Source organism: Thermodesulfitimonas autotrophica (assembly GCF_003815015.1).
GTDB lineage: Bacteria > Bacillota > Desulfotomaculia > Desulfotomaculales > Ammonificaceae > Thermodesulfitimonas > Thermodesulfitimonas autotrophica.
This window is the reverse complement of the sequence record NZ_RKRE01000001.1, coordinates 417,508-439,992: the sequence shown is the minus strand read 5'-3', so window position 1 is coordinate 439,992 and position 22,485 is coordinate 417,508. Positions and strand designations below refer to the sequence as shown.

Here is a 22,485-nt window from a genome sequence, read left to right as displayed (position 1 = left end):
TGAGCCCGTGCGCGAAGGAAAGGTACAGATAATACCGCTGGGCGGCCTCGGCGAAATAGGTAAAAACTCGCTCGCGATCCGGTACGGTGACGATATCCTGGTCATCGACTGCGGGTTGATGTTCCCGGAAGATGAGCTGCTCGGGATTGACGTCGTCATCCCCGATGTGACTTACCTTTTGGAAAATAAGGAATGCCTCCGGGCGATTATCCTGACCCACGGTCACGAGGACCATATCGGGGCGATTCCGTATGTCCTGCCCCACTTCGACGTGCCGATCTACGGCACCCGCCTGACCCTTGGCCTGCTCGAAGGGAAGCTCGAGGAGCACCTTCCGGGTTTCAAGGCTGACCTCCGGGAGGTCCGGCCGCGCGATCTTCTGACGATTGGCAACTTTAAAGTGGAATTCATCCGGGTCTCCCACAGCATCCCCGACGCGGTTGCGGTGGCGGTGCATACGCCGCTCGGCGTGATCCTCCATTCGGGCGACTTCAAGGTTGACTACACGCCGGTCGACGGGGAGCGGATCGATTTCCATCGGCTGGCCAAATTAGGTGAGGAAGGGGTGCTGGTGCTGCTTTCCGATAGCACCAACGCGGAGCGCCCCGGTTATACGATGTCGGAAAGAGTGGTTGGCGAAACCTTTGAGGAGACCTTCCGGCGTTCCCGCAACCGCATCCTGATCGCCACCTTCGCATCGAACATCCACCGGATTCAACAAGCAATAATTGTCGCCCACCGGTTCGGCCGTAAGGTGGCGATTGCCGGCCGGAGTATGGTCAACGTGGTGACGGTGGCCCACCGGCTCGGCTACCTGCAGATACCGCCGGGGACGATGGTGGAATTAGAAGAGGCCAACCGGCTGCCGCGCCACGAGGTGGTGATTCTCACCACCGGAAGCCAGGGCGAACCGATGTCTGCGCTAACCCGGATGGCGATGGCCGACCACAAACTCGTCGAGATTTACCCGGGCGATACCATCATTATTTCGGCGGTGCCGATTCCAGGCAACGAAAAATTGGTGGCGCGGGTGATCGACCAGCTTTTCAAGCGCGGTGCGGAGGTGCTTTATGAAACCGTCTCGGGGCTCCACGTCTCGGGACACCCGAGCCAGGAAGAGCTGAAGCTGATGATCAGCTTAACGCGGCCGAAGTTTTTCATCCCCATCCACGGGGAGTACCGGATGCTGATGCGCCACGCGGAACTGGCCCGGGAAATGGGCGTGAAACCGGAAAACATCTTTGTGGCGGAGAACGGACAGGTCGTCGAGTTCAGCCGCAAGGGCGGCCGTTTCGCCGGGCGGGTGACCGCAGGACGGGTGCTGGTCGATGGCCTGGGCGTAGGTGACGTCGGCAATATTGTGCTGCGGGACCGTAAGCAGCTTGCCAAAGACGGCATCCTCATTGTGGTGCTGGCGATAAGTCAGGAATCGGGGCAGGTAGTCGCGGGACCGGATATTGTTTCCCGCGGGTTCGTCTATGTGCGGGAGGCAGAGGAGTTGCTCGAGGAGGCTAAGGCGCAGGTGCGCGCGGCGCTGGAGAAGTGCCAGGAAAAAGGGCTTAATGAGTGGGCGAGCATTAAGGCGCAGGTGCGTGACATCTTAGGCCGGTTCCTTTACGAGCGCACCCGGCGCCGGCCGATGATCCTGCCGATCATCATGGAGGTTTGAGGCGATGCGGGTTAAGACGCAGCGGCTCGATTTTAAGACGCGCTTTAAGGTTAAAAGTGGTTTCGTGCTGGCGACGGTCTTTTTGACCCTTATCGACTTCTTCTACTGGTGGCTGCCCCGCGTAATTCCCCTGCGGCGCCGGCAGCGGCCGGCGGGCCGGCTGGTGTTCCGGGTGCGGGAGTAGTGCGGCAAGGCCGATCGCGCAAGAGAAGCTCAGCCAAGACAGGTGCTCATACTGAAAAAAATAGACCCCGGACGATTATCCGGGGTCTCACTTTCACGCTCGTAGGGCGCAGGGGCTAAAGCCTGTCCCCTATTCCGGCGTGATCTCAACCTGTCTGGCTTGCGCCCCCTTTGCCTTCGGGATCACGACTTCCAGCACACCATCCTTGAAGCTCGCCTTGGCCTTGTCGCGGTCCACCGCTACCGGCAGCGGGATGGTCCGCGAAAACTTTCCGTAAGCCCGCTCGCTCCGGTAGTAATTCTTCTCTTTTACTTCTTCCTCCCGCTTCATCTCGCCCTGGATGGTGATCTCTTCATCCGTAACGAAGATCCTGACGTTCTTCTTATCCACGCCCGGCAGGTCGACCTTTACGATGACGTTGTCGTCGCGCTCGAAGACGTCGACCGCCGGCAGCCACGCCCCTAACTGTTCTTCCCGGAAGAGCCGCGGAAATCTGCCGAAAACCTTTTCCATTGCCTCCCGCATTTCGCGTAATTCCCGCCACGGGTCCCACGGTAAGAGGTACGGCATCGGTAAACACCCCCCGGTTTTAAGATTTAGAGGCCTTCTAACCGTTATTATACCTGAGCGGCCAAAAAAAGGGAAGGGGCAAGTTTCCCGTCTTTACAGGAGCCCTGCTTCTGCAAGACGCCGGATAGCGTAGGCACGCGCTTCCTTTTCTTCCTCCGGGGTGAGGGGTTTGAGACGCAGCAGGTCCGGCCCCAGACGGGCGAGAAAGATGCCCGTGCCGCCCTTTTCTACAACGAGGTAGAGGTGCTCCTCAGGAATAACAGCAAAGGCATAGTCTCCTTTACGAATGGCGGCTACGGGGATCGTTTCCTGATTCGCTTTAAAATGCGCTACCGCCTCTTTAATATTCAGCTTCACCGCAAGATTCCTCCCTTAATTGAGTGATAGCCGGCTGGCGCGCTTGGCGCGACGCGCCGGTCCGGGAGAAGAAACCCGGTACAAATTTTAGCACAACTCTTCTTCCTCTTACGAGGGAAAAAGGAACCGCTGCCGAAAATTATAAAGAGGAGGCGATGCCGGTGAAAGTGCAGTGGGAAGCCGAGGTGAACAACACAGGCGTAAAGGGCGGGGGCAGTGCGGGTCCGGCGGGCTTTACCGCTGCCTTAGAAGCCGCTACGCGGCAGGGTGGCGGGCTGGAAGCGCTCTTTGCCGCCGCCGCGGCCCGGTTCGGCGTACGCGCGGAACTCCTGCGGGCGGTGGCCCAGGTTGAGTCTGGGTTTAACCTGCGGGCGGTTTCCCGGGCCGGGGCGCAGGGTATCATGCAGTTGATGCCGGGCACCGCCCGGGCACTAGGTGTGCGGGACCCCTTTAACCCTGCGGAAAGCATCTTTGCCGGCGCGGCCTACCTGCGGTCGCTGCTCGACCGTTTCGGGGGGAATGAGGCCTTGGCGCTGGCCGCTTACAACGCCGGCCCGGGTGCGGTAGCGCGGTACGGGGGCATCCCGCCTTTCGCGGAAACCAGGGCCTACGTCGCTAAGGTCTTGCAACTGAGCGGGTGTCCGGCTGAGGCGGTGCCTTCTTCGGAGGCCGGCGAGCGCTTGGAAATGGCGGCGGCGAAAACAGCAGGGCTACGGTCGGGAAACCCGTTAGAAGATACAGAAACACCGGCTGGCGAGACGGAAAAACTCGCCGCCCTGGCGCTGGTGTGGCGCTACGCTTTGGCGGAGTACCTGCTCCACGCCGCCACGGGGGAAGAAAAGCCGGAGTAAACGCGGCCCCGCCTCGCTCTATCGGCGGTAGCGGGGCGTTAAAAATAGTGCTGGTTTGACACGGGAGGAATAGACTTGCGCGTACTGGTCATCGGTGCCGGGGCGCTGGGTTCGGTTTTCGGCGGTTATCTATCCCTGGCAGGAGAAGAAGTGACGCTGCTCGGTCGCCCCTGGCACCTGGAGGCCGTAGCGCGGCAGGGTCTTTTTATCGAGGGTATTTGGGGGGAGGAGAACCGAAATCGACGCGTTGAACGGCCGGATTGTGGCGTACGGCGCTGCGTGCGGCATTCCGACCCCTTATAACGCCGTAGTGACCGCGTTAATCCGCTTCCGGGAAAAGAGGTGTCTTCCGGAGTCGAGCCCGCAGGTTGGATTGGCGAACTGGCCGTAAAAAGTTTGCTGCCGGAAGGGTTTTCGCGGCTAGATTAATTGTGGGTTGACGAAGGGGGATTAAGGCACTGCGCAGGTGTCTTCGTAACGGAGGTTTTTATATGGTGCGCCGGTTGCTTTATAAGGCTATCCTGCTTCTAGGGCTCCTGGCTGCCGTGCTGATCCAGCCTCTGCCCGCCCTGGCAGAGATAGTGCGGGAAGAACCGGTGGCGGCCGGCGTCCTTTTCAGGGAGATTCTCCAACAGACGGACGGGGGTCCGGTGCGGATCTGCCTTCTGGAGGTCGATCTTGCTCACCCGTACGTGCGCCTTGGCCTTCTCTTTGGCGCGGACAACAGGAGTTTCTCCGGCACCCTGACGGTCCGGGAGATGGCGGAGCGTGCGGGAGCCGTGGCGGCGCTCAACGCTGACTACTTTCACCTTAAGGAAGGAAAGCACCCTTTGGGCCTTGCCGTTGCGGACGGCCAGCTCCTGACGAGCCCGCTTAAGCGGAACGACTATTACGCGTTTGCCCTGATGAAGGATGGCCGCCCGCTCATCGATGTCTTTTCCTTTGCCGGAGAGGTGGTCGCCCCGAACGGGCTTTCTTTTTACCCTCTCGCCGGGATCAATAAGCCTTCGTACCAAGCCCTGGTTAACGGCCAGCCCGCCAATTCGGATGCCGACGCCCTTCATCTTTATACGCCCGCGTGGGGGGAGATTTCCCGCGGTAGCGAGGGCAACGCTTGCGTGGCAGAGTTGGTCGTTGCGGACGGCAAGGTGCAGGAAATTCGCTGGGATAAACCCGGGGCGCCGATCCCTCCTAACGGCTATGTCCTGCGCGGGCAGGGGACGGCGGCCGCCTTTCTGCTCGACAATTTCCAAGTTGGGGACCCGGTGGCGGTCTATTACCGCGTGGATCCTTCCTATATCGAGATGCAGTTGGCGGCGGGCGGCTACGCCCTTCTGGTGGCAGACGGACAACCGGTCGAACGGTTGACCCAGAGCAGCGGCGGACGGGAAGCACGTTCGGCGGTCGCTTTTTCCCGGGACAACCGCACTCTCTACCTCGTGGCGGTAGAGCAGAGCGCGGATAGCACCGGCCTGACCCTGAAAGAGTTTGCCGTGTTCCTCGCGGAACGCCTGGGCGCCTGGCGCGCCCTTAATCTCGACGGCGGCGGTTCAACCAGCTTGGCTGTTCGCCCGCTCGGTGAGTTCAAGCCTGTGCTGGTGAATAGACCCGCAAGGGGTGCAGAAAGACGGGTACCCGATGCCATCGGGGTTTTCAGCACTGCGCCGCGGGGAGAGCTTACGGGCCTGGTGGTCCGGGGGCCGCGGGAAATCATCGCCGGTTTACCCTATCGTTACCAGGCTGCCGGTTACGACGCTTATTTTAACCCTTACCCGGTCGATCCCCAAGCCGTCACCTGGACGGTCGCGGAAGGCGCGGGCAGCTTTGACGGCGGCGAGTTGAGGGCGCAGGCAGGAGGCCCTCTCGTTATCAGCGCCAGGGCGGGTAACGCAACCGGGACGCTCCGGGTGAAGGTGCTCAGTAGCGAGGATATGGCCCGTCTCGAGGTTACGCCGGCCCGCATCCGGCTGGCTCCTGGGGAACAGGTGCGGCTGATCGTCCGGCTTCACGGGAAGGATGGCCGCACGTGGACGTTGCCGGCAGGCTGCGTGCAGTGGACGGCGCAGGACGGCATAGGAAGCGTGGCGGACGGAGTTTTCTGCGCCGGCAAAGAAACTGCGGCGGGTTGGCTTAAGGCGCGCTTTGGCGCTCTGGAGACAACGGTGCCTGTAGAAGTTGCCGCCGCCGGCGAAAAATTTCACTGGGTAGGCCCGGAGGGCGGCGAAATCCGGGAGGGCAACTTTACCTTCAGGTTTCCCGCGGGTATTTTCGACAGGCCGGTGGCCCTGCAGGTCGCGCCGCTTGCTACCGCCTCCGGCTTGCCTACCGGTTACCGCTTCTGCGACGGGCTTATTTTACGTTCCTCCGGCGAGCTGCCTGCCGGGGCAGCGTGCCTTGCCCGCTGGCTGCCGCAGCAGGAAAGTTGTCCCTGCGACCGGGCCGTCTTTTTCCTGCGTCAGAAGGAGGGCTTTTGGCGGGCGCAGCCGTCTCTGGAGGATGGGGCAGCCCTGTTAGGGCGACTAAGCGGCTCCGGCGAGCTGGCGGTGGCCGTGCGCGAGGAGGCACCACGCGAACCCGGCGACCTTGCCACCCACTGGGCGCGCACCGCCGTGACGCCCCTTATCCAGCGGGAGGTCATCCGCGGCTTTCCCGATGGCTCCTTCCGCCCCGACGCGCCGCTTACCCGGGCGCAATTTGCCGTTATGCTTGCGGGAGCCTTCGGCTGGCCCGATCCGGGTGGTGGGCCGCTGCCCTTCCGCGACGCGCTGCCGACCTGGGCCCTGCCGGGCATCAGGGCGGCGGCGGCCCGCGATGTAGTCACGGGCTACCCGGATGGGCGGTTCCGGCCGGATAAACCGCTGACGAGAGCCGAGTTGGTCGTTCTTATCGACCGGGTCCTTGCCCTCCCGGAAGGCACGGCCCAGCCCTTCCGCGACGCGGCGCAGATTCCGCGCTGGGCGCTTCCCGCAGTTGGGCGCGTGGCGGCCGCCGGGCTTGTCAGTGGGTCGGGCGGGTTTTTCCGGCCGCTCGCCACGGCAACGCGGGCTGAAGCGGCGGCGCTGGTAGCGCGCGCGCTGAGATACCACCTGGAGCGCCTGGCGTAGCCCCAGAATCTCTGCTTAGAAAGTGCGGCGAGCGGCGGAGCAGTTCCGAAGCAGGAATTTAGACCCTGCCTGGCGAACCCTAACCTAAAAGCTCCCGGCTGCTTAAAGGCGGATAATTTTCGAAGTGGAGTGATTTTTTTTGGAGGCCTACGCCATTATCAGAAAAAAGCGTGATGGGGAACGTCTGTCACCGGAGGAGATTTCGTGGTTCATTGACCGGTACGTGGCGGGGGAAGTGGCTGACTACCAGGCGGCGGCCTGGCTTATGGCTGCTTACCTGCGCGGCCTCGACGCCGGGGAAACGCTGGCGCTGACCGAAGCGCTGGCCCGTTCTGGGGAACAGGTGGATCTTTCGGGAATCAGGGGCGTCAAAGTCGATAAACATTCTACCGGGGGCGTTGGTGATAAGACCACCCTCGTTCTGGCACCGCTTTTGGCGGCGGCCGGGGCCAAGGTGGCTAAGATGTCCGGGCGGGGCCTCGGTCATACGGGCGGCACCATCGATAAGTTAGAGGCCATCCCGGGCTTTCGAACCGCGATGGAGCGGGAGGAGTTTGTGGCGCAGGTAAACCGCACCGGCGTGGCGGTGGCTGCCCAGACGGAGAAGATTGTTCCCGCCGACCGGAAACTTTACGCTCTCCGCGACGTGACCGCTACGGTTGACAGCATCCCGCTCATTGCTGCCAGTGTGATGGCGAAAAAGCTCGCCTGTGGCGCTGACGTGATCGTACTCGACGTCAAGACGGGTAGCGGTGCCTTTATGCAGGATGCGGCGGCGGCTCAGGAGCTGGCGCGGTTGATGGTGGCCATCGGGAAGCGTGCCGGCCGGCGGGTAGTGGCGCTGGTCACCGACATGGACCAGCCGCTTGGTTACGCCGTGGGGAACGCCATAGAAGTCGCCGAGGCCATTGCCACCCTCAAAGGGCGGGGGCCGCTCGACTTGACGGAGCTCTGCCTCGAACTCGGCAGCCGGGCCCTCTGTCTTGGCGGCCTTGCGGTGAGCCTTAAAACGGCGCGGGCCAGGCTGGAGGAGCTGCTGCTCGGCGGCCAGGCGCTCGGGAAATTCCGGGAATGGGTGGCCGCGCAGGGCGGCGACCCACGGGTAGTGGACGAACCGGAGTTACTGCCGCAGGCGCCACAGAAGATACCCGTTTTAAGTCCGCGTGCCGGCTACGTCGTCCAGATCAACGCGCTGGCGGTAGGCGAAGCTGCCCGGGCTCTCGGTGCGGGTCGGCGCCGCAAAGAGGAAGGTGTCGATCCGGCGGTCGGGGTGCTTCTTGTGGCCAAGACGGGCAGCCGGGTCGAAGCGGGTGAGCCGCTGGCGTACATCCTTGCCCGGGAAAAGGGAGTGGCGGAGGCGCAGGAACTGCTGGCCGGCGCTTTCACGGTTGCCGTCAACCCTCCTAAGACCCGCCCGCTGGTGTGTGCGGTCGTGGAAAAGTAAGGGGGCTAAAAATGGGCGAACGCTGGCAGTGGCTTAAGGTGATTGCCGGGCTGCTCTTTTTGGGAGCAGCAGCTCTGCTATATCTTTCATTTCCCAGAACGCCGAAAATACTTGTTTTAGTCTTTTTGTTTGTATTCCTGGGGCTTTATTACCCATTTTCGGCTCTTTTCTTCCGCTGGATGTTGAAAAATATTGATGATTTTCGTAAGGGGAGAGAGGAGTTTGGCAGCAGAAAAAAAGGGCGTCGTACTTAAGGAGCAGCCGCTTTTTCTTCGGGGGATGTATCTTTTCAACCGTATAATCCACAGTTTCCTCGGTGTCAGCCTTGTTGTCATTGCGCTTTTGACCTTGTGGCTGTTTATGCGGGAAATCTGTGTCACCCTGATCTATAAACAGAAGCTTGTCGAAGGGTTGCTACACGCGCTCGGCACGCTTCTCATCCTCTGGACCGTATCCGAGCTCATCACCACCGAAATCCGCTACCTGGCGGGCCACCGGCTGCAGGTTGCCGTTTTCGTGGATGTCGCCATCGCGGCGACCGTGCGGAAGATACTTATTGCGGACATCGAGCAGATGAGTCTCGAACTTCGCTTATTCCATCTGGCGGCGCTGGTTGGCCTTGGCGTCATCCGCTGGCTCCTTACCTGCGCCGTGGTCGAACCAGAAGGCCGCGCCAGACAACCGGGAGAGAAACCTTCCGCATAACGTCCCGGTCTTTTCTATCCCCGCCTGGGGGCTTGGCACCCCACTTCAGAAGCCCGGAGCAGTATAGCGTCACCCTGTAAAAGGGAAGACTTTTTTAAAAAGGGCTTTTGGAGGGGTCCGGATGCCTCGGCGACTTGTCTTTTTAGAAATATTCCTCTTGTCTTTGTGGTTTTTGGCACCACCGGCCCGCGCGGCGGCGGCCGTCCCTGAGTTCACCACCACCGCAAAAAGCGCCGTCCTGATGGAAGCGCATAACGGCCGCGTCCTCTGGGCTAAAGAGCCGCACCGCCGGCAGCCGATTGCGAGCATGGTGAAGATGATGACCCTGCTGCTCGCTGTCGAAGCGGTAGAGCAGGGAAAGGTCAAGCTTGCGGACGTGGTAACCGCCAGTGATTACGCTGCCGGGATGGGCGGTTCCCAGATCTTTCTTGCTCCCCAGGAAGAGATGAGCCTCCGGGACCTGCTGATTGCCGTCGCCACCGCCTCGGCAAATGACGCGAGCGTGGCCGTAGCCGAACACGTTGCCGGCAGCGCGGAGGGTTTTGTGGCGGCGATGAACGAGCGGGCCCGCGAGCTCGGCCTCAAGAATACCCGCTACGTCAACCCTACCGGCCTCCCGGCACCCGGACAGTACTCAACCGCTTACGACCAGGCGGTGCTTTTGCGCGAAGCCTTGCGCCACCCGCTTTTTCGGGAGCTAACCCAGATAAAAGAATACGATCTACGGGACGGCAAGTTCAAGCTCTGGAATACGAACAAACTCCTCTGGTGGTATAAGGGAACGGATGCCGGCAAAACGGGCTGGACGGAGGAAGCGGGATTCTGCTTGGCCTCAAGCGTTATCCGGGACGGGCTCCGGTTGATCGGTGTGGTCCTTGGCTGCCCCGAACAAAAATCCCACTTCCGCGAGTCGATAAGGCTTTATAACTGGGGGTTTACCCGCTACCAGGCCGTACGCCTGGCGCCGGCGCAGCTACGGGTTGCCACCCTCCCTGTTGAGCGGGGGGTGGTGGACAGCGTCGATGTCCTAACGGGAAGCGAGATCACCCTTGTCGTACCCCGCGGCCAGGACAAGGGGATCACCCGCCGGCTATTGCTGCCGCCGCGTCTTGAGGCGCCCGTCTACAAAGGGCAGGCGGTGGGCGCCTGGCAGGTCCTAAAAGAGGGGAAAGAGGTGCTCCGTGTGGAACTTGTGGCCGCACGGGACGTGGGACGTGCCGGGTTCTTTGGGCTGCTGTATAAGGCCTGCCGGCAGGTTTACGGAATGTAGCGCCCGCCCGGTGATTCAGATTTGGTGGGGCCCCACGGTGGGGCCTCTTATTTTTTACCAGGAATTAGCAGGAAAAGCCGCCTCCGGTAACGAATCTTTTTTACCTAAACGCTACGGGAGGTTGCAGTCTTGGTAGAGATAGAAAAAACGGGGGAGGTTCTGGTCGCCGCGCTTAAGGGAGAGATAGACCTTCGCGTGGCTCCGGAGTTGCGGGAAAGGCTCGATAGAGCGATAGAAGGCTTCGCCGCCCGCCACCTGGTCGTCGACTTCGCCGGCGTCAGCTTTATCGACAGCACGGGCCTGGGCGTCATTCTCGGCCGCTACAAGCGGGTGACCGGCACCGGCGGGAAGTTTGCGGTTACCGGGCTAAAACCTGCCGTTCGCCGGGTTGTGGAGCTATCCGGTCTGCTCCGGATTGCGCCGGAATTTAATTCCCGCGCCCAGGCAGTGCGGGCGCTTGCGGGAGGTGGGGCGGGTGCTTAACCGTTTTCGCCTCGAATTCCCGAGCCGTCCGGAAAACGTGGGGCTGGCGCGGGTGGCGGTTGCTGCTTTCGCGGCGCAGCTGGACCCCACCCTTGAGGAACTGGACGAGATCAAGGGTGCGGTTTCCGAAGCGGTGACCAACGCCATCATCCACGGCTACGGCAATTCGCCCGACGGCATTGTTATCGTGGAAGGCATCCTCTACGGCGACGCCATCGAGGTTTGCGTGGAGGACGCCGGAAAAGGAATGGAGGATGTCGCCCGGGCCATGGAGCCCGAGCAGACGAGCGACCCGGAGCGGCTGGGCTTGGGCTTCACCTTTATGAAAACGTTTATGGACGAGGTAAAGGTGGACTCGGTTCCCGGCCAGGGCACCCGGGTCATCATGCGCAAGCAACTGGCTACCCGGCATTAACTTGGTGCGGCAGGCGGTCGCTTGATGGCAGATAACGCGGGGAAGGAACTGCTGACGGACGAGGAAACGCACCGGCTGTTGCGGCAGGCGCAGGAAGGAAATGCGGCGGCACGTGAAGCACTGGTCAGGGGGAACCTCAGGCTCGTGGCCAGCATCGTGCAGCGTTTCGGCGGGCGTGGCTATGAATACGAGGATCTTTTTCAGGTGGGCTGTATCGGCCTTTTAAAGGCTATCGACAGGTTTGACTTTCGCTACGGGGTAAAGTTCTCCACTTACGCGGTCAGCGCGGTAATCGGCGAGATTAGGCGCTTTTTGCGGGATGACAGCCCGGTGCGGGTTTCGCGTTCCCTTAAGGAAACTGCGGCGCGCGCCAACCGGGTCCGGGAAGCGCTGGCCAACCGCCTGGGGCGCGAACCAACCCTTACGGAAGTAGCTGCCGCTGTCGGGCTGCCGGCGGAAGAAGTGGTGGCGGCGTGCGAGGCGGCACAGCTCCCGGCATCGTTACAGGATATCGTTTACGGCGAGGGGAGCGATGCCATTCGGCGGGAGGAACAGATAGCCGGGGTTACGGCGGATGAAAACACTTGGCTACAGAGGATCGCCGTCCGCGACCTGCTTTCCCGCCTCCCTAAAAAGGAAAGACAGGTGCTGGTTTGGCGTTTTTATGAAGATATGACCCAGGCGGAGGTTGCGGCGGAACTCGGGATCTCCCAAGCCCAAGTTTCGCGTATCGAGCGCCAGGCACTACGGCGCCTCCAGGAAGCGGCAGGAGAGGAGTTTTAGACGGCAGGTCTTTAAGGAGTGGCTTTCCAGGTATAAGTAGCGGCGCGGCGCGCCATAATACGCCTTGACGGGAATCATTAAGGAGGGATGGCGCGTGCACGTTAAAGTCGCTGAGCTGGTGGGGGAATCGTCCAGTAGCTGGCGGGACGCCGTTCAGGCAGCAGTAAGCGAGGCTGCCCGGACGCTGGGAAGCATTACCGGCGTCGAGGTAATCAACCTCACCGCTAACGTGGAAAACGGCGAGATCAAGGAGTACAAGGCCAACGTCAAGGTCGCCTATCTAGGCTGAGAAAAAACGCTTTTGAGTAAGGCAGGACACCAGCAGTGGTGTCCTGCAGGTTTTAACCAGTAATTGCCAGCATCGCGGCGGGCAGCGTTCTGTTCGGTGCAGGCACCCTGCTTGCCTCCGGCGGAACGCGGCAGCAACCGGCTAACGAAGAGGGAAGATCAAGGGAGGGAAGGGCATGCGCCTTTTCGACCCGAGCAAACCGCTTGAGATGCAGAAGCAACAGTACCAGCAACTGGTAAACAGGATGAGTCCGAAACCGCCAGTACTGCGTAACTGCCTCTGGGCGTTTCTGGTTGGCGGGCTTATCTGCTTTGTTGGTCAAGCCTTCCTGAGCGGCTTCCAGCGTCTGGGGCTCAGCATCCTCGATGCCAGCGCCGCTACCTCGATCGTGCTCGTTCTGATAGCCGCGTTCCTCACTGGTCTGGGACTTTACGACGAGATTACCCGCTTTGCTGGGGCGGGCACGATCGTCCCGATTACGGGCTTTGCCAATTCGATGGTTGCTCCGGCACTCGAAGCCCGCACCGAGGGCCTGGTACTGGGCGTGGGCGCACGGCTCTTCGTCATCGCAGGTCCCATTCTCGTCTTTGGTATCGTGACCGCGTGGCTGGCGGGGATGCTCTACTACTTTTTTGGGCCGCGCCCGCCGGTCGGCTCCTGAAGAAAACTACGTGTTGCCTGTGAGGGGATTTTTATGGCGGCACCGAAAAAAGTGGGGATAGGAACAGTAGCCTTTAGCAACCCGCCGGTAATCCTTGCGACAGCTACCATCGTCGGTGCCAAGGAAGGCGAGGGACCGCTCGCCAACACCTTTGAGAAGGTGGTAGAGGACCCGTATTACGGGGAAGAAAGCTGGGAGAAAGCCGAGCGCCGGATGCTGCAGGAGGTGCTGGAAAAGGCTCTCGCCAAAGCCAATATCAAACCGCAGGATGTCGACTACCTGCTGGCCGGCGACCTTTTAAACCAGATTATCTCGGCGAATTTTGTAGCCCGGGCGCTGGCCATTCCCTACATCGGGCTCTACGGCGCCTGTTCCACCATTTACGAAGGACTGGCCCTCGGGGCGATGCTCATCGACGGGGGCTTTGCCCAGTACGTGCTTATCGGCTCTTCGAGCCACTATTCGACCGCCGAGCGCCAGTACCGTTTCCCTACTGAGCAGGGAGCCCAGCGGCCACTTACCGCCCAGTGGACCGTTACCGGCGCGGGGGCGATCTTACTGGCAGCGTCCGGTGCGGGGCCGCGGGTTACCCACGCCACCATCGGCCGTGTCATCGATCTTGGCAGCGCTGACCCTTATAATATGGGTGCCGCAATGGCTCCCGCTGCCGCAAACACCATTGTCAGCCACCTAAGCGACACCCAGCGCCGCGTGGAAGATTATGATTTGATCTTGACCGGCGATTTGGGTGCTTACGGCACAGCATTGCTCCATAAGCTTATGGCCGAGTACGGTCACGACATCACCCGCAACCACAACGACTGCGGCCTTCTCATCTTCGACCGGGGAAAACAGGATGTTCATGCGGGTGGGAGCGGCTGTGCTTGCGCCGCGGTGGTTACCTGCGGCTACCTTATGCAGCAATTTCAGCAGGGAAAGCTCAAACGCGCTCTCGGCGTGGGCACCGGTGCCCTTTTAAGTCCGCTTACCACCCAGCAAGGCGAGAGCATCCCCGCGGTTGGCCACGCGGTAGTGCTCCAGGCCTGAGGAGGGAATGCTGTGATTTTCCTTAAGGCATTTGTTGTTGGCGGTTTAATCTGCGTGGTCGCCCAGCTTTTAATGGACCTTACAAGCCATAAGGTAACCCCGGCCCACGTGCTTGTAGGATTGGTTACGGCCGGCGCCATTCTAAGCGCCCTCGGTCTTTACCAGCCACTGGTGAACTTCGCGGGAGCGGGCGCCACTGTGCCGCTCAGCGGTTTCGGCCACATTCTGGCGCAGGGGGCAATCCGGGGCGTAGCCCGCGATGGGCTGATCGGTGCCTTCACGGGCGGCGTGGCCGCGGCTGCGGCAGGGATCACCGCAGCGGTCGTCTTTGGCTACTTCGCGGCCCTTCTCTTCCGGCCGAAGGGTTAAGCTTTTCGGATTAAAAAACAAGGCAGCAGGTGGTTTGATGGTAGCTGAAGCGCAAACAAAGACTCCTTTGGCCAAGGATCTGGCAGATAACCTCCGCAAGCTCGACGAACGGCTTGTCTTTAAGAAAAACTTTGACCTCATCCTCCGGGAAATCGAAGTCGGCGGCCGCAAAGCGGCCCTTCTCTTCGTTGACGCCTTTGTTAAGGACGAGCCGCTAACCCTCATTTTGAAAGAGCTGGCGCGGCTCGAGGCTGCCGAAATCACGCTGAACACCTTCAAGAAACTTTTCTACCGGTACGTTACCTTCGGCGAAGTCAAGACGGTCGGCACGCTCGAAGAGGTCATCGATACTGCTTTGAGCGGGCCCACCGTTTTTCTCATTGATGGCGAGGCGCAGGCGATCGTCATTGACCTTCGCGTTTACCCGGCCCGTATGCCTGACGAGCCCGACCTGGAAAAAGTTACCCGCGGCTCGCGTGATGGCTTCACCGAAACTCTGGTCCATAACACCGCGCTCATCCGGCGGCGAGTGCGCGACCCCCGGCTGCGCATCGAACATTTGACCGCCGGTGCCCGTTCAAAAACGGATATCGCTCTTGCTTACATTGAAGACATTGCCAACCCGGATTTGGTGGACAGCGTGCGGGAGAAGGTAAATAAGATTAAAATCGACGGGCTACCGATGGCGGAAAAATCCGTAGAGGAGCTCATCACCCCGGGCACCTACTGGAACCCCTTTCCCCGCGTGCGCTACACCGAGCGGCCGGATGTGGCGGCGGCACACCTGCTCGACGGCCACGTGCTGGTCCTAGTAGACACTTCCCCAAGTGTAATGATCCTGCCGACCACCTATTTTCACCACCTCCAGCACGCCGAGGAGTTCCGCCAGAGCCCCACGGTCGGCGTTTACCTGCGGTGGGTTCGCTTCGCCGGGGTGTTTATTTCGGTATTTCTAACACCGCTCTGGCTCTTGGTATCCCTTGAACCCGGCCTTCTGCCGCCGGAACTCAAGTTCATCGGGCCGAAAAAAATAGGTGCAGTGCCCCTCTTCATCCAGTTCCTCATCGCGGAAGTCGCCATCGACATGATCCGGATGGCCACCATCCACACCCCAAGCCCCATCGCTACCTCTACCGGCATCATCGCTGCCGTCCTCCTTGGCGACCTTGCGGCCCGGGTCGGGCTTTTCGGTCCCGAAGTTATCCTTTACACGGCGACAGCCGCAATCGGCACCTTCTTAACCCCATCCTTTGAGCTGGCGCAGGCAAACCGGCTGACGCGCCTTTTCATTCTCATTTTGACCGGCCTCCTGCGCCTTCCTGGTTTTATCATCGGCACAGTCGTGGCCTTTAGTTTTCTTTTGCTTACGCGTTCTTTCGGTGTGCCGATTGTGTCCTTGTCGCTACTCTGGCCTGTAAACCCGCGTGGTTACTGGCTTCAACCGCATTTCAGAAGCTTATAGCCCGACAGCGAATGGAAAATGAGCAGTGCCCAGGAAGCCGTCGCGTTCTGCAAAAACTTGGGAAGATGTGCGGAACGAAGCGCATAAGTTCAGCGGGTTGTGCCGCGACGCTCAGGAAGAGTTGTGGGCCAGAATCTTTCAGCGACTTTTTATCCCCAACCCTAAAGGGCGGGGCCTGCGGCGGCCGTTTTTGGTCAGGCAGTTCGCATAACCTCGATTTTGCAAAGCAAAATGCCGCCAAAGGACGCAAAACCAGGCCGGAGGCGGTTTGCTAAGACAGGATTTTTTATTCGCAAAACCAAACCGGAGGGGAGGAATGCAGCAGCTGCGGAAAACATAACTAGAGTAGACTGTTTCTGAACGACTTGTTGCCATAAAAGCGCGAAGTTTTTGTCCATCAAGAAAGCGGGAAAAAGGAACTCGCGGGAGCTGATGGAGAGTGCCGAAGGTCAAGCCAGACCTTAAAATCTTCACCGTCTGCGGGGAGTTCTTCCCGGAAGACTTCCCACCTTCTAAGTCGGAAAAATGGAGCCGGGGAGAAGAAAACCCCCTGCAGACGGAAATGCGGCTCTTCTCTTCTTGCCTCCGCTGGGCCTTCAAGCGCCTTTTGGAAGGTTTTCCTCGAAACGTGATAAAGAAGCTGGGGCAAGAGTTTTTCGGCCTCAACTCCCGCTTTGTTGACGACGCCAGGCTCAAAGCCCAGGCCGTCCTCGACTCTCAGAAAGAGCTCCTCGACAAAGAGATAGAAGAGACCCGCAAGAAGCTCGGGCGGGCAAGGAAAGCCTTAAGCTTTTCTGCTAAAAAGCTTGCCCGCGCTGAAAAAGAAGGTGCTGATCAGGAAAAGCTTGAGAAGTTCCGCCTGGCGGTAAAGGGTCGGGAAAAGAAGGTCGCCCGGCTGGAGAAAAAACTCTGTGAACTGAGAGAGCACAAAAGAAACGGCACCGTGCCCAAGGTCGTCTTCGGCGGTAGGAAGCTCTGGAGGAAGGTGTGCAGGGGAAAAGCCACCCGTACCCAGTGGCGGGCCGCGAGGAAAAACCGGCTTTACTCCAGGGGAGACACGAGTAAAAGGGGCAACCCCAACATCAAAGTCTCTTTCGATCACGAAAAGCAGGACTTCTACCTGGAGGTAACCATCTCCCACCTTTCAAAGCAGATCGGTGCGGACAAAAAGGGCCGCCCCAAGATGAGCCGGGCTCCTAAAGTCAGGGGGAGGCTCTGGCTCCCGGAAAAGCACAGGGCCAGGGTGCTAGAGCTCTTGAGCAGGGACGCACCCTATTCCGCAGAGATCATCCGGCGCCTCGACGGCCGCTACATCGTTTACCTTACCTTCGAACTGGAGGAACTGCCGGAGTTCAACTCCTCTCCAGGCTTAATAGCCGTAGACACCAACCCCGACGGCCTGGGCCTGGCCAACTTAAACAAGTACGGCTTTCCCGAGCCATGGCCGGAAGGCATCAAAGCGCTGCTAGAAGAGGTCTTTCCCAGGAGCCTGCACAAGTACGAAGGAGAGTTCCGGGTCGTCTTCTACCCGCAGGGGTTCCTTTACCTGCGGGTGCCGGAGCTAGGCTATGCTTCCTGCCACCGCCGGGACTACCTGATCGGGGTCTTAACCAAGGCGGTGGTGGAGGTAGCTAAAGCTTGCGGAAAGCCTCTGGCCTTAGAAGACCTTTCCTTCGGCAAGGATCGGCTGGTCCTGGGCAAAAAGCTTAACCGGCTCTTTTCCAACTTCCCCTTCTCCCGGCTACTGCATGCGGTACTCCGCCGAGCGGTGAAGGAGAGAGTTGGCTATAAACTCGTCTCTCCCCGGCACACTTCCACCATAGGGCTTTTGAAGTACCAAAAGCGCTTTAGTATCCCGGTTCATTGTGCGGCAGCTTTGGTGATAGGCCGCCGGGCCATGGGACTAAAAGAGAAAATCACCCGCGAGATAAGAGAGTTCATTGCTCGGATAAAGGAGAAGCTGGTGTCTGGTAGTCCCTTGCCTGGGGAAGAAAAAGGGATGAGCTGGGTCAGAGCCAGCCTCTCCCGGGCCGAGAAAAAGCTTAACTTGCACAACGGGCTCTGCCCCACGGAGCAGGCAAGCTTCAACTCGGTCTGGAGGAAGCTAAAGCGTCTGGCTCTGGCTTTTCAGTGACTCTGTTTAGCCGGGTGTTCGGAAAAACCTGGTAGGCGCCCTGACAGGGCGGCCTGGGCGGCGGCGAAATGACACCGCCTCTCTTCAGGCAGACCTGCTCGCGGGTGCCCCCGTGGCTAAGCGGGCAGGCCCTGGAGACAGGAGCCGGATCAACGGTTCCGTCTGGGCTCCGGGTGGGACTCCTGGGCCTGGACCCCTTAACACTTCCTGCCCCTTTTGGGGTAAATTTCAGGCGAAAGGAGGTGCGTGCCTGGTTCGGAGGGGTCCCTGCCTGAAATCCGGTAAAAACCGGTTAATTTCAGGTAGGTTGTACGAACCAGGAATGCTCGGTGGGTAATGCGGACGATTGCCTGACGGGTTTCAAACTACATCTTCTTGGTCGGGGGCTGGCTACAGGCACAGTCAAGGCGTACTTGACCTGCCTGGGGTGCTTCGCCTCCTGGTGGGGACGGACGACGGGGGAACCCTTTAACCCGGCGGCGGTGACCGAACTCGACGTGGCCGACTACCGCCGTCACCTGCAAAACCGCAAGCGGAAACCGGCGACGGTGAAGCTCCACCTGGACGTTCTGAGCGCTTTTTTCACCTGGGCCTGCAAGAGTGGGCTGGCGCAGGCAAACCCGGCGGAGGAGGTGAAGCGGCCTGCGAGAGAGGCCCCGCCCCCGAGGTGGCTTGACCGGAGGGAGGTGGCGGCCCTTGCCCGGAGTGTGCAGAAGCACGGCACGGCAAGGGACAGGGCGCTCTTCACGCTCCTTTTACACGCAGGTTTGCGCATTTCCGAAGCCCTGTCGCTTAAAACACAAGACATCGTAATCCGAGACAGAAGCGGCCACGTTAAGGTAAGACAGGGCAAAGGCGGTACCTACCGGGAGGTACCTCTGAACGCCACGGCCCGGAAGATCCTATCCGAATACATGAAAGACGTTTCCGGTGGCTGGCTTTTCCCCGGTAGGAACGGTAGTTCTATGACTCCCCGCGCCGCCCAGAAGCGCCTGAAAGAACTCGGCAGGCTGGCGGGCGTAGACGTGACCCCGCACAAACTCCGGCACACTTTCTGCAAGATGCTGGTGGACGCGGGGGAGAGTTTGGACCGGGTTGCGCTTTTGGCCGGACACGCTTCGCTTGACACCACGGCAGTCTACACAAAACCGGGCAGGACCGACCTGGAGAAAGCGGTGGAAAAGCTGAGCTGGGAGTAGCGCGAACAAAGAGCCGGAAACTTGTCTCTCGCTTTTTAAAAGGCCTCCTTACTCGGGGGCTCTTTTTTTTTATCAATATAAGAACCTGAAAGGAGGATGCATAGGCTTTGCGGATCGCGATCACCGGAGCGCACGGCACGGGGAAGACCACCCTGGCGCGGGCGCTTTCAGAAGAACTCGGGCTGCCGCTGATCACGGAGCGCGCCCGGCTGGTGGCCAGGCAAATGGAGGTCAAAACCTGCGAAGAGCTTTTCCGGAATCCGGATCTCGCGCGGGAGTTCCAGGAGCGGGTCCTGGAGGAGCAGATCAGGGCGCAGCTGGCGCACCCGCAGGGCTTCGTCAGCGACCGCTGCACTCTGGACTGCATCGCCTACTGGAATCTGTACCTCGGGGACGAAGGCGCGGAGCGCTACTTCTTCAAGGCGCGGCTGCACGCCTACCGAAGGCTCGACCTGATCGTCTACGTCCCGCCGCTCGTTTTGTCCGGCGGGGACGGGTTCCGGCTGGGCGAACACCACGCGGAGGTGGACGCCTGCATACGCAGGGAGCTATCTCTCCTGCGCGGCGCGAAGGTGCTCGGCCTGGAAGGAGTCGCTCCCGGCGAGAGGCTGGCCCACGTCCTGGAATTCGTCCGCTCGAGAAAGTTTTCCGCGGGGAGTTGATGTCATGCTCTGGTACACCCACCTGTTCGCGGGCGTCTCCGCAGGGCTGCTCCTGTCCGGGCACACGGAGACGGCGCTGGTTTCCGCCGGGATATCCGGCCTGGCGGCGCTCCTGCCCGACATCGACAGCCCGGACTCCTGGATCGGCAGGAAGGTCCCGCCGATTTCCTGGACGCTGAAGGCGTCCGTTAAACACCGGGGTCCCCTGCACTCCTTGCTCGGCGCGACCGCCGTCTCGCTCGCGCTGACGTACCTGTTCGGGCACGGGTTCAAAACATGGCTGTTCGTGCCGGTTCTGGCCGGCTACCTCTCGCACCTCGTCACGGACACGTTGAATCCTCCCGGAGTGCCGTGGCTCTGGCCGCTGAAGACGCGCTTCAGGATACCCCTGGTGGAGCCGATGTCGTTGCTCGAGCGCCTGGTTGTCGCGCCCGGAATGTTCCTGGCGTGCTGCTGGCTGGCATGGCCTGAATTGAAAGCCCTGGCGGCAAGCCTGCTGGCGAAACTCTGATTAGCTTTTTGGGCGGTCCCGCTTTAGAGGCGGGGCCGCTTTTTTCTTTTGGGCGGAAAATTTTCGAGGAGGCTTTGCTCAATGGCTAACAAGGAGCTTATTGTTACGGACGTCCTGCAGGACGCCAGGCGAAAGGACTGGTTCTGGGACCACAACGCGGTGTTCGACTCGGACCTTTCCGCGAACGCGAAACTGGTGAGGCTTTATCTGGCCAGGTGCGCGGACGGGGAGAGGGCCGCCTATCCCTCTCTGAACACCATAGCCTCGCGCTGCGGCCTCAGCAAGCCAACTGTGATCAAGGCGCTGAAAGAGCTGGAGGAGAAGGGCTGGCTCGTCCGGACGGGCCGCGTCACCGCGAAGCAGGAACACCAGACCAACGTTTACCTCCTTGTAACCCCCGAACCGGAGAAACAGGCCGACCGCGACAAAAAAGAGGGGGGTGGTAAAGCAGCTTTACCACCGGTAAAAAATATCACCGGCAAGGAGGAGGGGGTGGTAAACCAGTTTTACCAGGTGGTAAACGACGTTGACCAGGTGGTAAAGCAGGTTGACCCGAACAATACCCATATAAGAATACCTACTGAACTAGAAGATGTACCCACCTCCCTACCCTCCTCCTGGGGGGAGGGCGCAGGCAAGCACCCCCCTGAAGGAAACAATCCTGGGGAAAAAGTGCACGCGCGTGCGCCCTCCCGAGAGGCCCCCTCAGCGGATAAGTGCCCGCAGGCCCGCACAGCAGGCTCCGCGGCAAAAACAGTAACGGAAGACGACGAGCTCGTTGCCGAGTTGGTCCAGGAGTACCGGAGCATCAAGAGGGTGAAGCCTTCGAAGGGCGACCGCCTCTTGATCGGGTCTCTGCTCGCGGAGCACGGCTACGCCCGCGTGTACGAAGCCATAGAGGAACTCCGCCAGGCGATTGAGGCCCAGGAAGTAAGGAAACCGCTCCTCTACCTCAAAGCGATCTGCGCGCGCCTGGCCGGCGGGGGCGGCAAGGAAGACCGGCGCAACGTCCCTCCCGGCAGGCGCCGGAACCACACCTTTACGGAAAGCGCCGAGTCCCGGTGGTGGTCCGAGGAAGACAGGCGCGGGAGAAAAGAGCTCCTCCGGTCGCTCTACTGCAACTGAAAGGGTGCTGGTATGTTTACCGAAGAACTCGAGCGTCTGCGGAAAGACTGCGAAACCTTCGGGGTCCCCGTCGACCTGGGCACCGAAGAGGACTTCTACTGGTTCTGCTTCGCTGCCTTTGCCGTGTGCGGCCTCGCGCTCGCCGACCAGAAAGACATCTTGCTCCGCCTGGCCGGTGGGTGGGCTCCTGAAAAAGCGCGGAGGAGCGCCGACAGGCTGGGGACCTACGTTCTTAACCGGTTTCCCCGCCCGGAGGTCCGGAAGGCGGTTCAAATCCTGGCCGAGATAAACCTGCCGGAGGCTTTCACCCGGTGCTCTCCCGAAGAGGCCGAAGCCCTGCTTGAGAGGATTGACCGGTCCAACCGGGACGCGGACGCCGCGCGCTTCGTGTTCCGGGCGAACGGCGTGCCCGTCGCGTTTCCCGAGGGCTTTATCGAAGAGGAGTTCCGCGCCTATTACGAAACGTGCCTGCGGCGCCATGCGCTCAGGAAGTGCAGGGCCTACACGGAATCGCGGCTGCGCGACGCGGAGATGCTCGTTACCGGGAGGATCGCCGAGATCAGGAGCCTGGAGAAAGAGCGCGCCCGGCTGGAGAAGAAGCTCGCCCGCGCCTCGGAAGCGCTCAAAAACAAGGCGCGGGAGGCGCGGGAACAGAGGAGGGCGGCCGCCGAAGCCCTGCGGAGGAGCGAAGAAACGGAGCTCTTCTACCGGAGCCAGCTCGAAGAGCTGCGGCGCTCGCTGGAAAGACTGTCCCGCGAAAACGAGGCCCTGCGCCGGGAAAACAGCGCTCTCAGGGAGCAGCTCGCCCTCCGGGGCGCGTCGCCCGGACCGCTCGCGGGCAGGAGGGTGCTGGTCGCCGGGGACCCCAGGCGGAAAGAAGCTTACCGCGAAACTTTGGCCGGGTCCTTCGGCGCCGAAGCGGTCTTTGTCGACGCCGCCGAGCCGGACTCTGGCTACCTTGACCTCTTAAAATCCGCCGACCTGGTGGTGATCACCGCGGCATACGGTCGCCACAAAATCACCACTCCCCTGAGAGAAGAGGCCAGGAAGCTGGGGATACCGGTCTTAACGGCGTCTTCCTCGGGAGCGGGCTCCGTCCTTGCGGCCGTGCGGAGCTATCTGGCGGCCAGAGAAAAAGAACGCGGCCCAGCCTGCGATGTTTGTCCGGCCAAATCTTAAAGAGGTGGTTAC

The 22,485-nt window shown here is 60.7% G+C and carries 26 protein-coding genes; 24 read left to right on the top strand and 2 right to left on the bottom strand.

Going from position 1 to position 22,485, the window contains the following annotated elements:
• Window positions 1-7 precede the first annotated feature (7 nt).
• Both EDD75_RS02240 and EDD75_RS02235 read left to right on the top strand, forming a co-directional pair.
• On the top strand, window positions 8-1,669 hold the full coding sequence (locus EDD75_RS02240) for a ribonuclease J (RefSeq protein WP_123927420.1): 1,662 nt from the start codon (window positions 8-10) through the stop codon (window positions 1,667-1,669).
• A 4-nt stretch (window positions 1,670-1,673) separates the two neighbouring features.
• Window positions 1,674-1,853 carry a hypothetical protein gene (locus tag EDD75_RS02235; protein ID WP_123927417.1) on the top strand — a complete coding sequence of 60 codons (180 nt, stop codon included), beginning with the start codon at window positions 1,674-1,676 and terminating at the stop codon, window positions 1,851-1,853.
• 129 nt (window positions 1,854-1,982) lie between these two features.
• On the opposite strand, the gene EDD75_RS02230 is transcribed toward EDD75_RS02235, so the two are convergent.
• Both EDD75_RS02230 and EDD75_RS02225 read right to left on the bottom strand, forming a co-directional pair.
• Window positions 1,983-2,423, bottom strand: a complete 441-nt coding sequence (locus EDD75_RS02230; RefSeq protein ID WP_123927414.1) for an Hsp20/alpha crystallin family protein — start codon at window positions 2,421-2,423, stop codon at window positions 1,983-1,985.
• Between the two features lie 93 nt (window positions 2,424-2,516).
• A complete protein-coding gene (locus EDD75_RS02225; protein WP_123927411.1) occupies window positions 2,517-2,780 on the bottom strand; it encodes a hypothetical protein in 264 nt (87 codons plus the stop codon).
• 161 nt (window positions 2,781-2,941) lie between these two features.
• Here EDD75_RS02225 and EDD75_RS11540 point away from each other — a divergent pair, with 161 nt between their 5' ends.
• From EDD75_RS11540 to EDD75_RS02115, 22 genes are all read left to right on the top strand, one after another.
• Window positions 2,942-3,631, top strand: coding sequence for a lytic transglycosylase domain-containing protein (locus EDD75_RS11540; RefSeq protein WP_245963026.1), 690 nt, complete (start codon window positions 2,942-2,944; stop codon window positions 3,629-3,631).
• Window positions 3,632-3,706: 75 nt separating this feature from the next.
• Window positions 3,707-3,934, top strand: coding sequence for a ketopantoate reductase family protein (locus EDD75_RS02215; RefSeq protein WP_123927404.1), 228 nt, complete (start codon window positions 3,707-3,709; stop codon window positions 3,932-3,934).
• Window positions 3,894-4,022, top strand: a complete 129-nt coding sequence (locus EDD75_RS11535) for a hypothetical protein (RefSeq protein ID WP_211328042.1) — start codon at window positions 3,894-3,896, stop codon at window positions 4,020-4,022. The genes EDD75_RS02215 and EDD75_RS11535 overlap by 41 nt, the downstream gene beginning before the upstream one ends.
• A 100-nt stretch (window positions 4,023-4,122) precedes the next feature.
• Complete coding sequence (locus tag EDD75_RS02205; protein WP_123927401.1) at window positions 4,123-6,735, top strand: S-layer homology domain-containing protein; 2,613 nt, start codon at window positions 4,123-4,125, stop codon at window positions 6,733-6,735.
• A 139-nt stretch (window positions 6,736-6,874) separates the two neighbouring features.
• Window positions 6,875-8,179, top strand: coding sequence for a thymidine phosphorylase (locus EDD75_RS02200; protein ID WP_123927398.1), 1,305 nt, complete (start codon window positions 6,875-6,877; stop codon window positions 8,177-8,179).
• An 11-nt stretch (window positions 8,180-8,190) separates the two neighbouring features.
• Window positions 8,191-8,433, top strand: a complete 243-nt coding sequence (locus EDD75_RS02195) for a hypothetical protein (protein ID WP_123927395.1) — start codon at window positions 8,191-8,193, stop codon at window positions 8,431-8,433.
• Window positions 8,402-8,884 carry a phosphate-starvation-inducible PsiE family protein gene (locus tag EDD75_RS02190; RefSeq protein WP_170157672.1) on the top strand — a complete coding sequence of 161 codons (483 nt, stop codon included), beginning with the start codon at window positions 8,402-8,404 and terminating at the stop codon, window positions 8,882-8,884. Before EDD75_RS02195 ends, EDD75_RS02190 begins: the two co-directional genes overlap by 32 nt.
• A gap of 121 nt (window positions 8,885-9,005) precedes the next feature.
• Window positions 9,006-10,154, top strand: coding sequence for a D-alanyl-D-alanine carboxypeptidase family protein (locus EDD75_RS02185; RefSeq protein ID WP_123927390.1), 1,149 nt, complete (start codon window positions 9,006-9,008; stop codon window positions 10,152-10,154).
• Window positions 10,155-10,283: 129 nt separating this feature from the next.
• On the top strand, window positions 10,284-10,637 hold the full coding sequence (locus EDD75_RS02180) for an STAS domain-containing protein (protein ID WP_123927387.1): 354 nt from the start codon (window positions 10,284-10,286) through the stop codon (window positions 10,635-10,637).
• Window positions 10,630-11,052: an anti-sigma F factor gene (spoIIAB, locus tag EDD75_RS02175; protein ID WP_123927384.1), complete on the top strand. Its 423-nt coding sequence runs from the start codon at window positions 10,630-10,632 to the stop codon at window positions 11,050-11,052. Before EDD75_RS02180 ends, spoIIAB begins: the two co-directional genes overlap by 8 nt.
• Before the next feature lie 24 nt (window positions 11,053-11,076).
• Entirely contained in the window at window positions 11,077-11,835 is a 759-nt protein-coding gene (locus EDD75_RS02170; protein WP_123927380.1) for a SigB/SigF/SigG family RNA polymerase sigma factor, read from the top strand.
• A 94-nt stretch (window positions 11,836-11,929) separates the two neighbouring features.
• A complete protein-coding gene (locus EDD75_RS02165) occupies window positions 11,930-12,124 on the top strand; it encodes a dodecin family protein (RefSeq protein WP_123927377.1) in 195 nt (64 codons plus the stop codon).
• Window positions 12,125-12,299: 175 nt separating this feature from the next.
• Window positions 12,300-12,785: a stage V sporulation protein AC gene (gene spoVAC / locus EDD75_RS02160; RefSeq protein ID WP_123927374.1), complete on the top strand. Its 486-nt coding sequence runs from the start codon at window positions 12,300-12,302 to the stop codon at window positions 12,783-12,785.
• Between the two features lie 33 nt (window positions 12,786-12,818).
• Complete coding sequence (spoVAD, locus tag EDD75_RS02155) at window positions 12,819-13,832, top strand: stage V sporulation protein AD (protein ID WP_123927371.1); 1,014 nt, start codon at window positions 12,819-12,821, stop codon at window positions 13,830-13,832.
• Window positions 13,833-13,844: 12 nt separating this feature from the next.
• Window positions 13,845-14,201, top strand: a complete 357-nt coding sequence (gene spoVAE, locus EDD75_RS02150) for a stage V sporulation protein AE (RefSeq protein ID WP_123927368.1) — start codon at window positions 13,845-13,847, stop codon at window positions 14,199-14,201.
• A 37-nt stretch (window positions 14,202-14,238) separates the two neighbouring features.
• Window positions 14,239-15,663: a spore germination protein gene (locus tag EDD75_RS02145; RefSeq protein WP_123927365.1), complete on the top strand. Its 1,425-nt coding sequence runs from the start codon at window positions 14,239-14,241 to the stop codon at window positions 15,661-15,663.
• Window positions 15,664-16,102: 439 nt separating this feature from the next.
• Window positions 16,103-17,797 carry a transposase gene (locus EDD75_RS02140; RefSeq protein ID WP_123927362.1) on the top strand — a complete coding sequence of 565 codons (1,695 nt, stop codon included), beginning with the start codon at window positions 16,103-16,105 and terminating at the stop codon, window positions 17,795-17,797.
• A gap of 329 nt (window positions 17,798-18,126) precedes the next feature.
• Window positions 18,127-18,996: a tyrosine-type recombinase/integrase gene (locus EDD75_RS02135; RefSeq protein WP_211328041.1), complete on the top strand. Its 870-nt coding sequence runs from the start codon at window positions 18,127-18,129 to the stop codon at window positions 18,994-18,996.
• A gap of 107 nt (window positions 18,997-19,103) precedes the next feature.
• The gene (locus EDD75_RS02130; RefSeq protein ID WP_123927359.1) at window positions 19,104-19,658 is read left to right on the top strand and encodes an ATP/GTP-binding protein; all 555 of its coding nucleotides are present in this window, start codon (window positions 19,104-19,106) and stop codon (window positions 19,656-19,658) included.
• 4 nt (window positions 19,659-19,662) lie between these two features.
• Window positions 19,663-20,169 carry a metal-dependent hydrolase gene (locus tag EDD75_RS02125; RefSeq protein ID WP_123927356.1) on the top strand — a complete coding sequence of 169 codons (507 nt, stop codon included), beginning with the start codon at window positions 19,663-19,665 and terminating at the stop codon, window positions 20,167-20,169.
• A gap of 81 nt (window positions 20,170-20,250) precedes the next feature.
• Window positions 20,251-21,294 carry a helix-turn-helix domain-containing protein gene (locus EDD75_RS02120; RefSeq protein ID WP_123927352.1) on the top strand — a complete coding sequence of 348 codons (1,044 nt, stop codon included), beginning with the start codon at window positions 20,251-20,253 and terminating at the stop codon, window positions 21,292-21,294.
• A gap of 12 nt (window positions 21,295-21,306) precedes the next feature.
• Window positions 21,307-22,473: a DUF2325 domain-containing protein gene (locus EDD75_RS02115; protein ID WP_123927350.1), complete on the top strand. Its 1,167-nt coding sequence runs from the start codon at window positions 21,307-21,309 to the stop codon at window positions 22,471-22,473.
• Window positions 22,474-22,485: the final 12 nt, after the last annotated feature.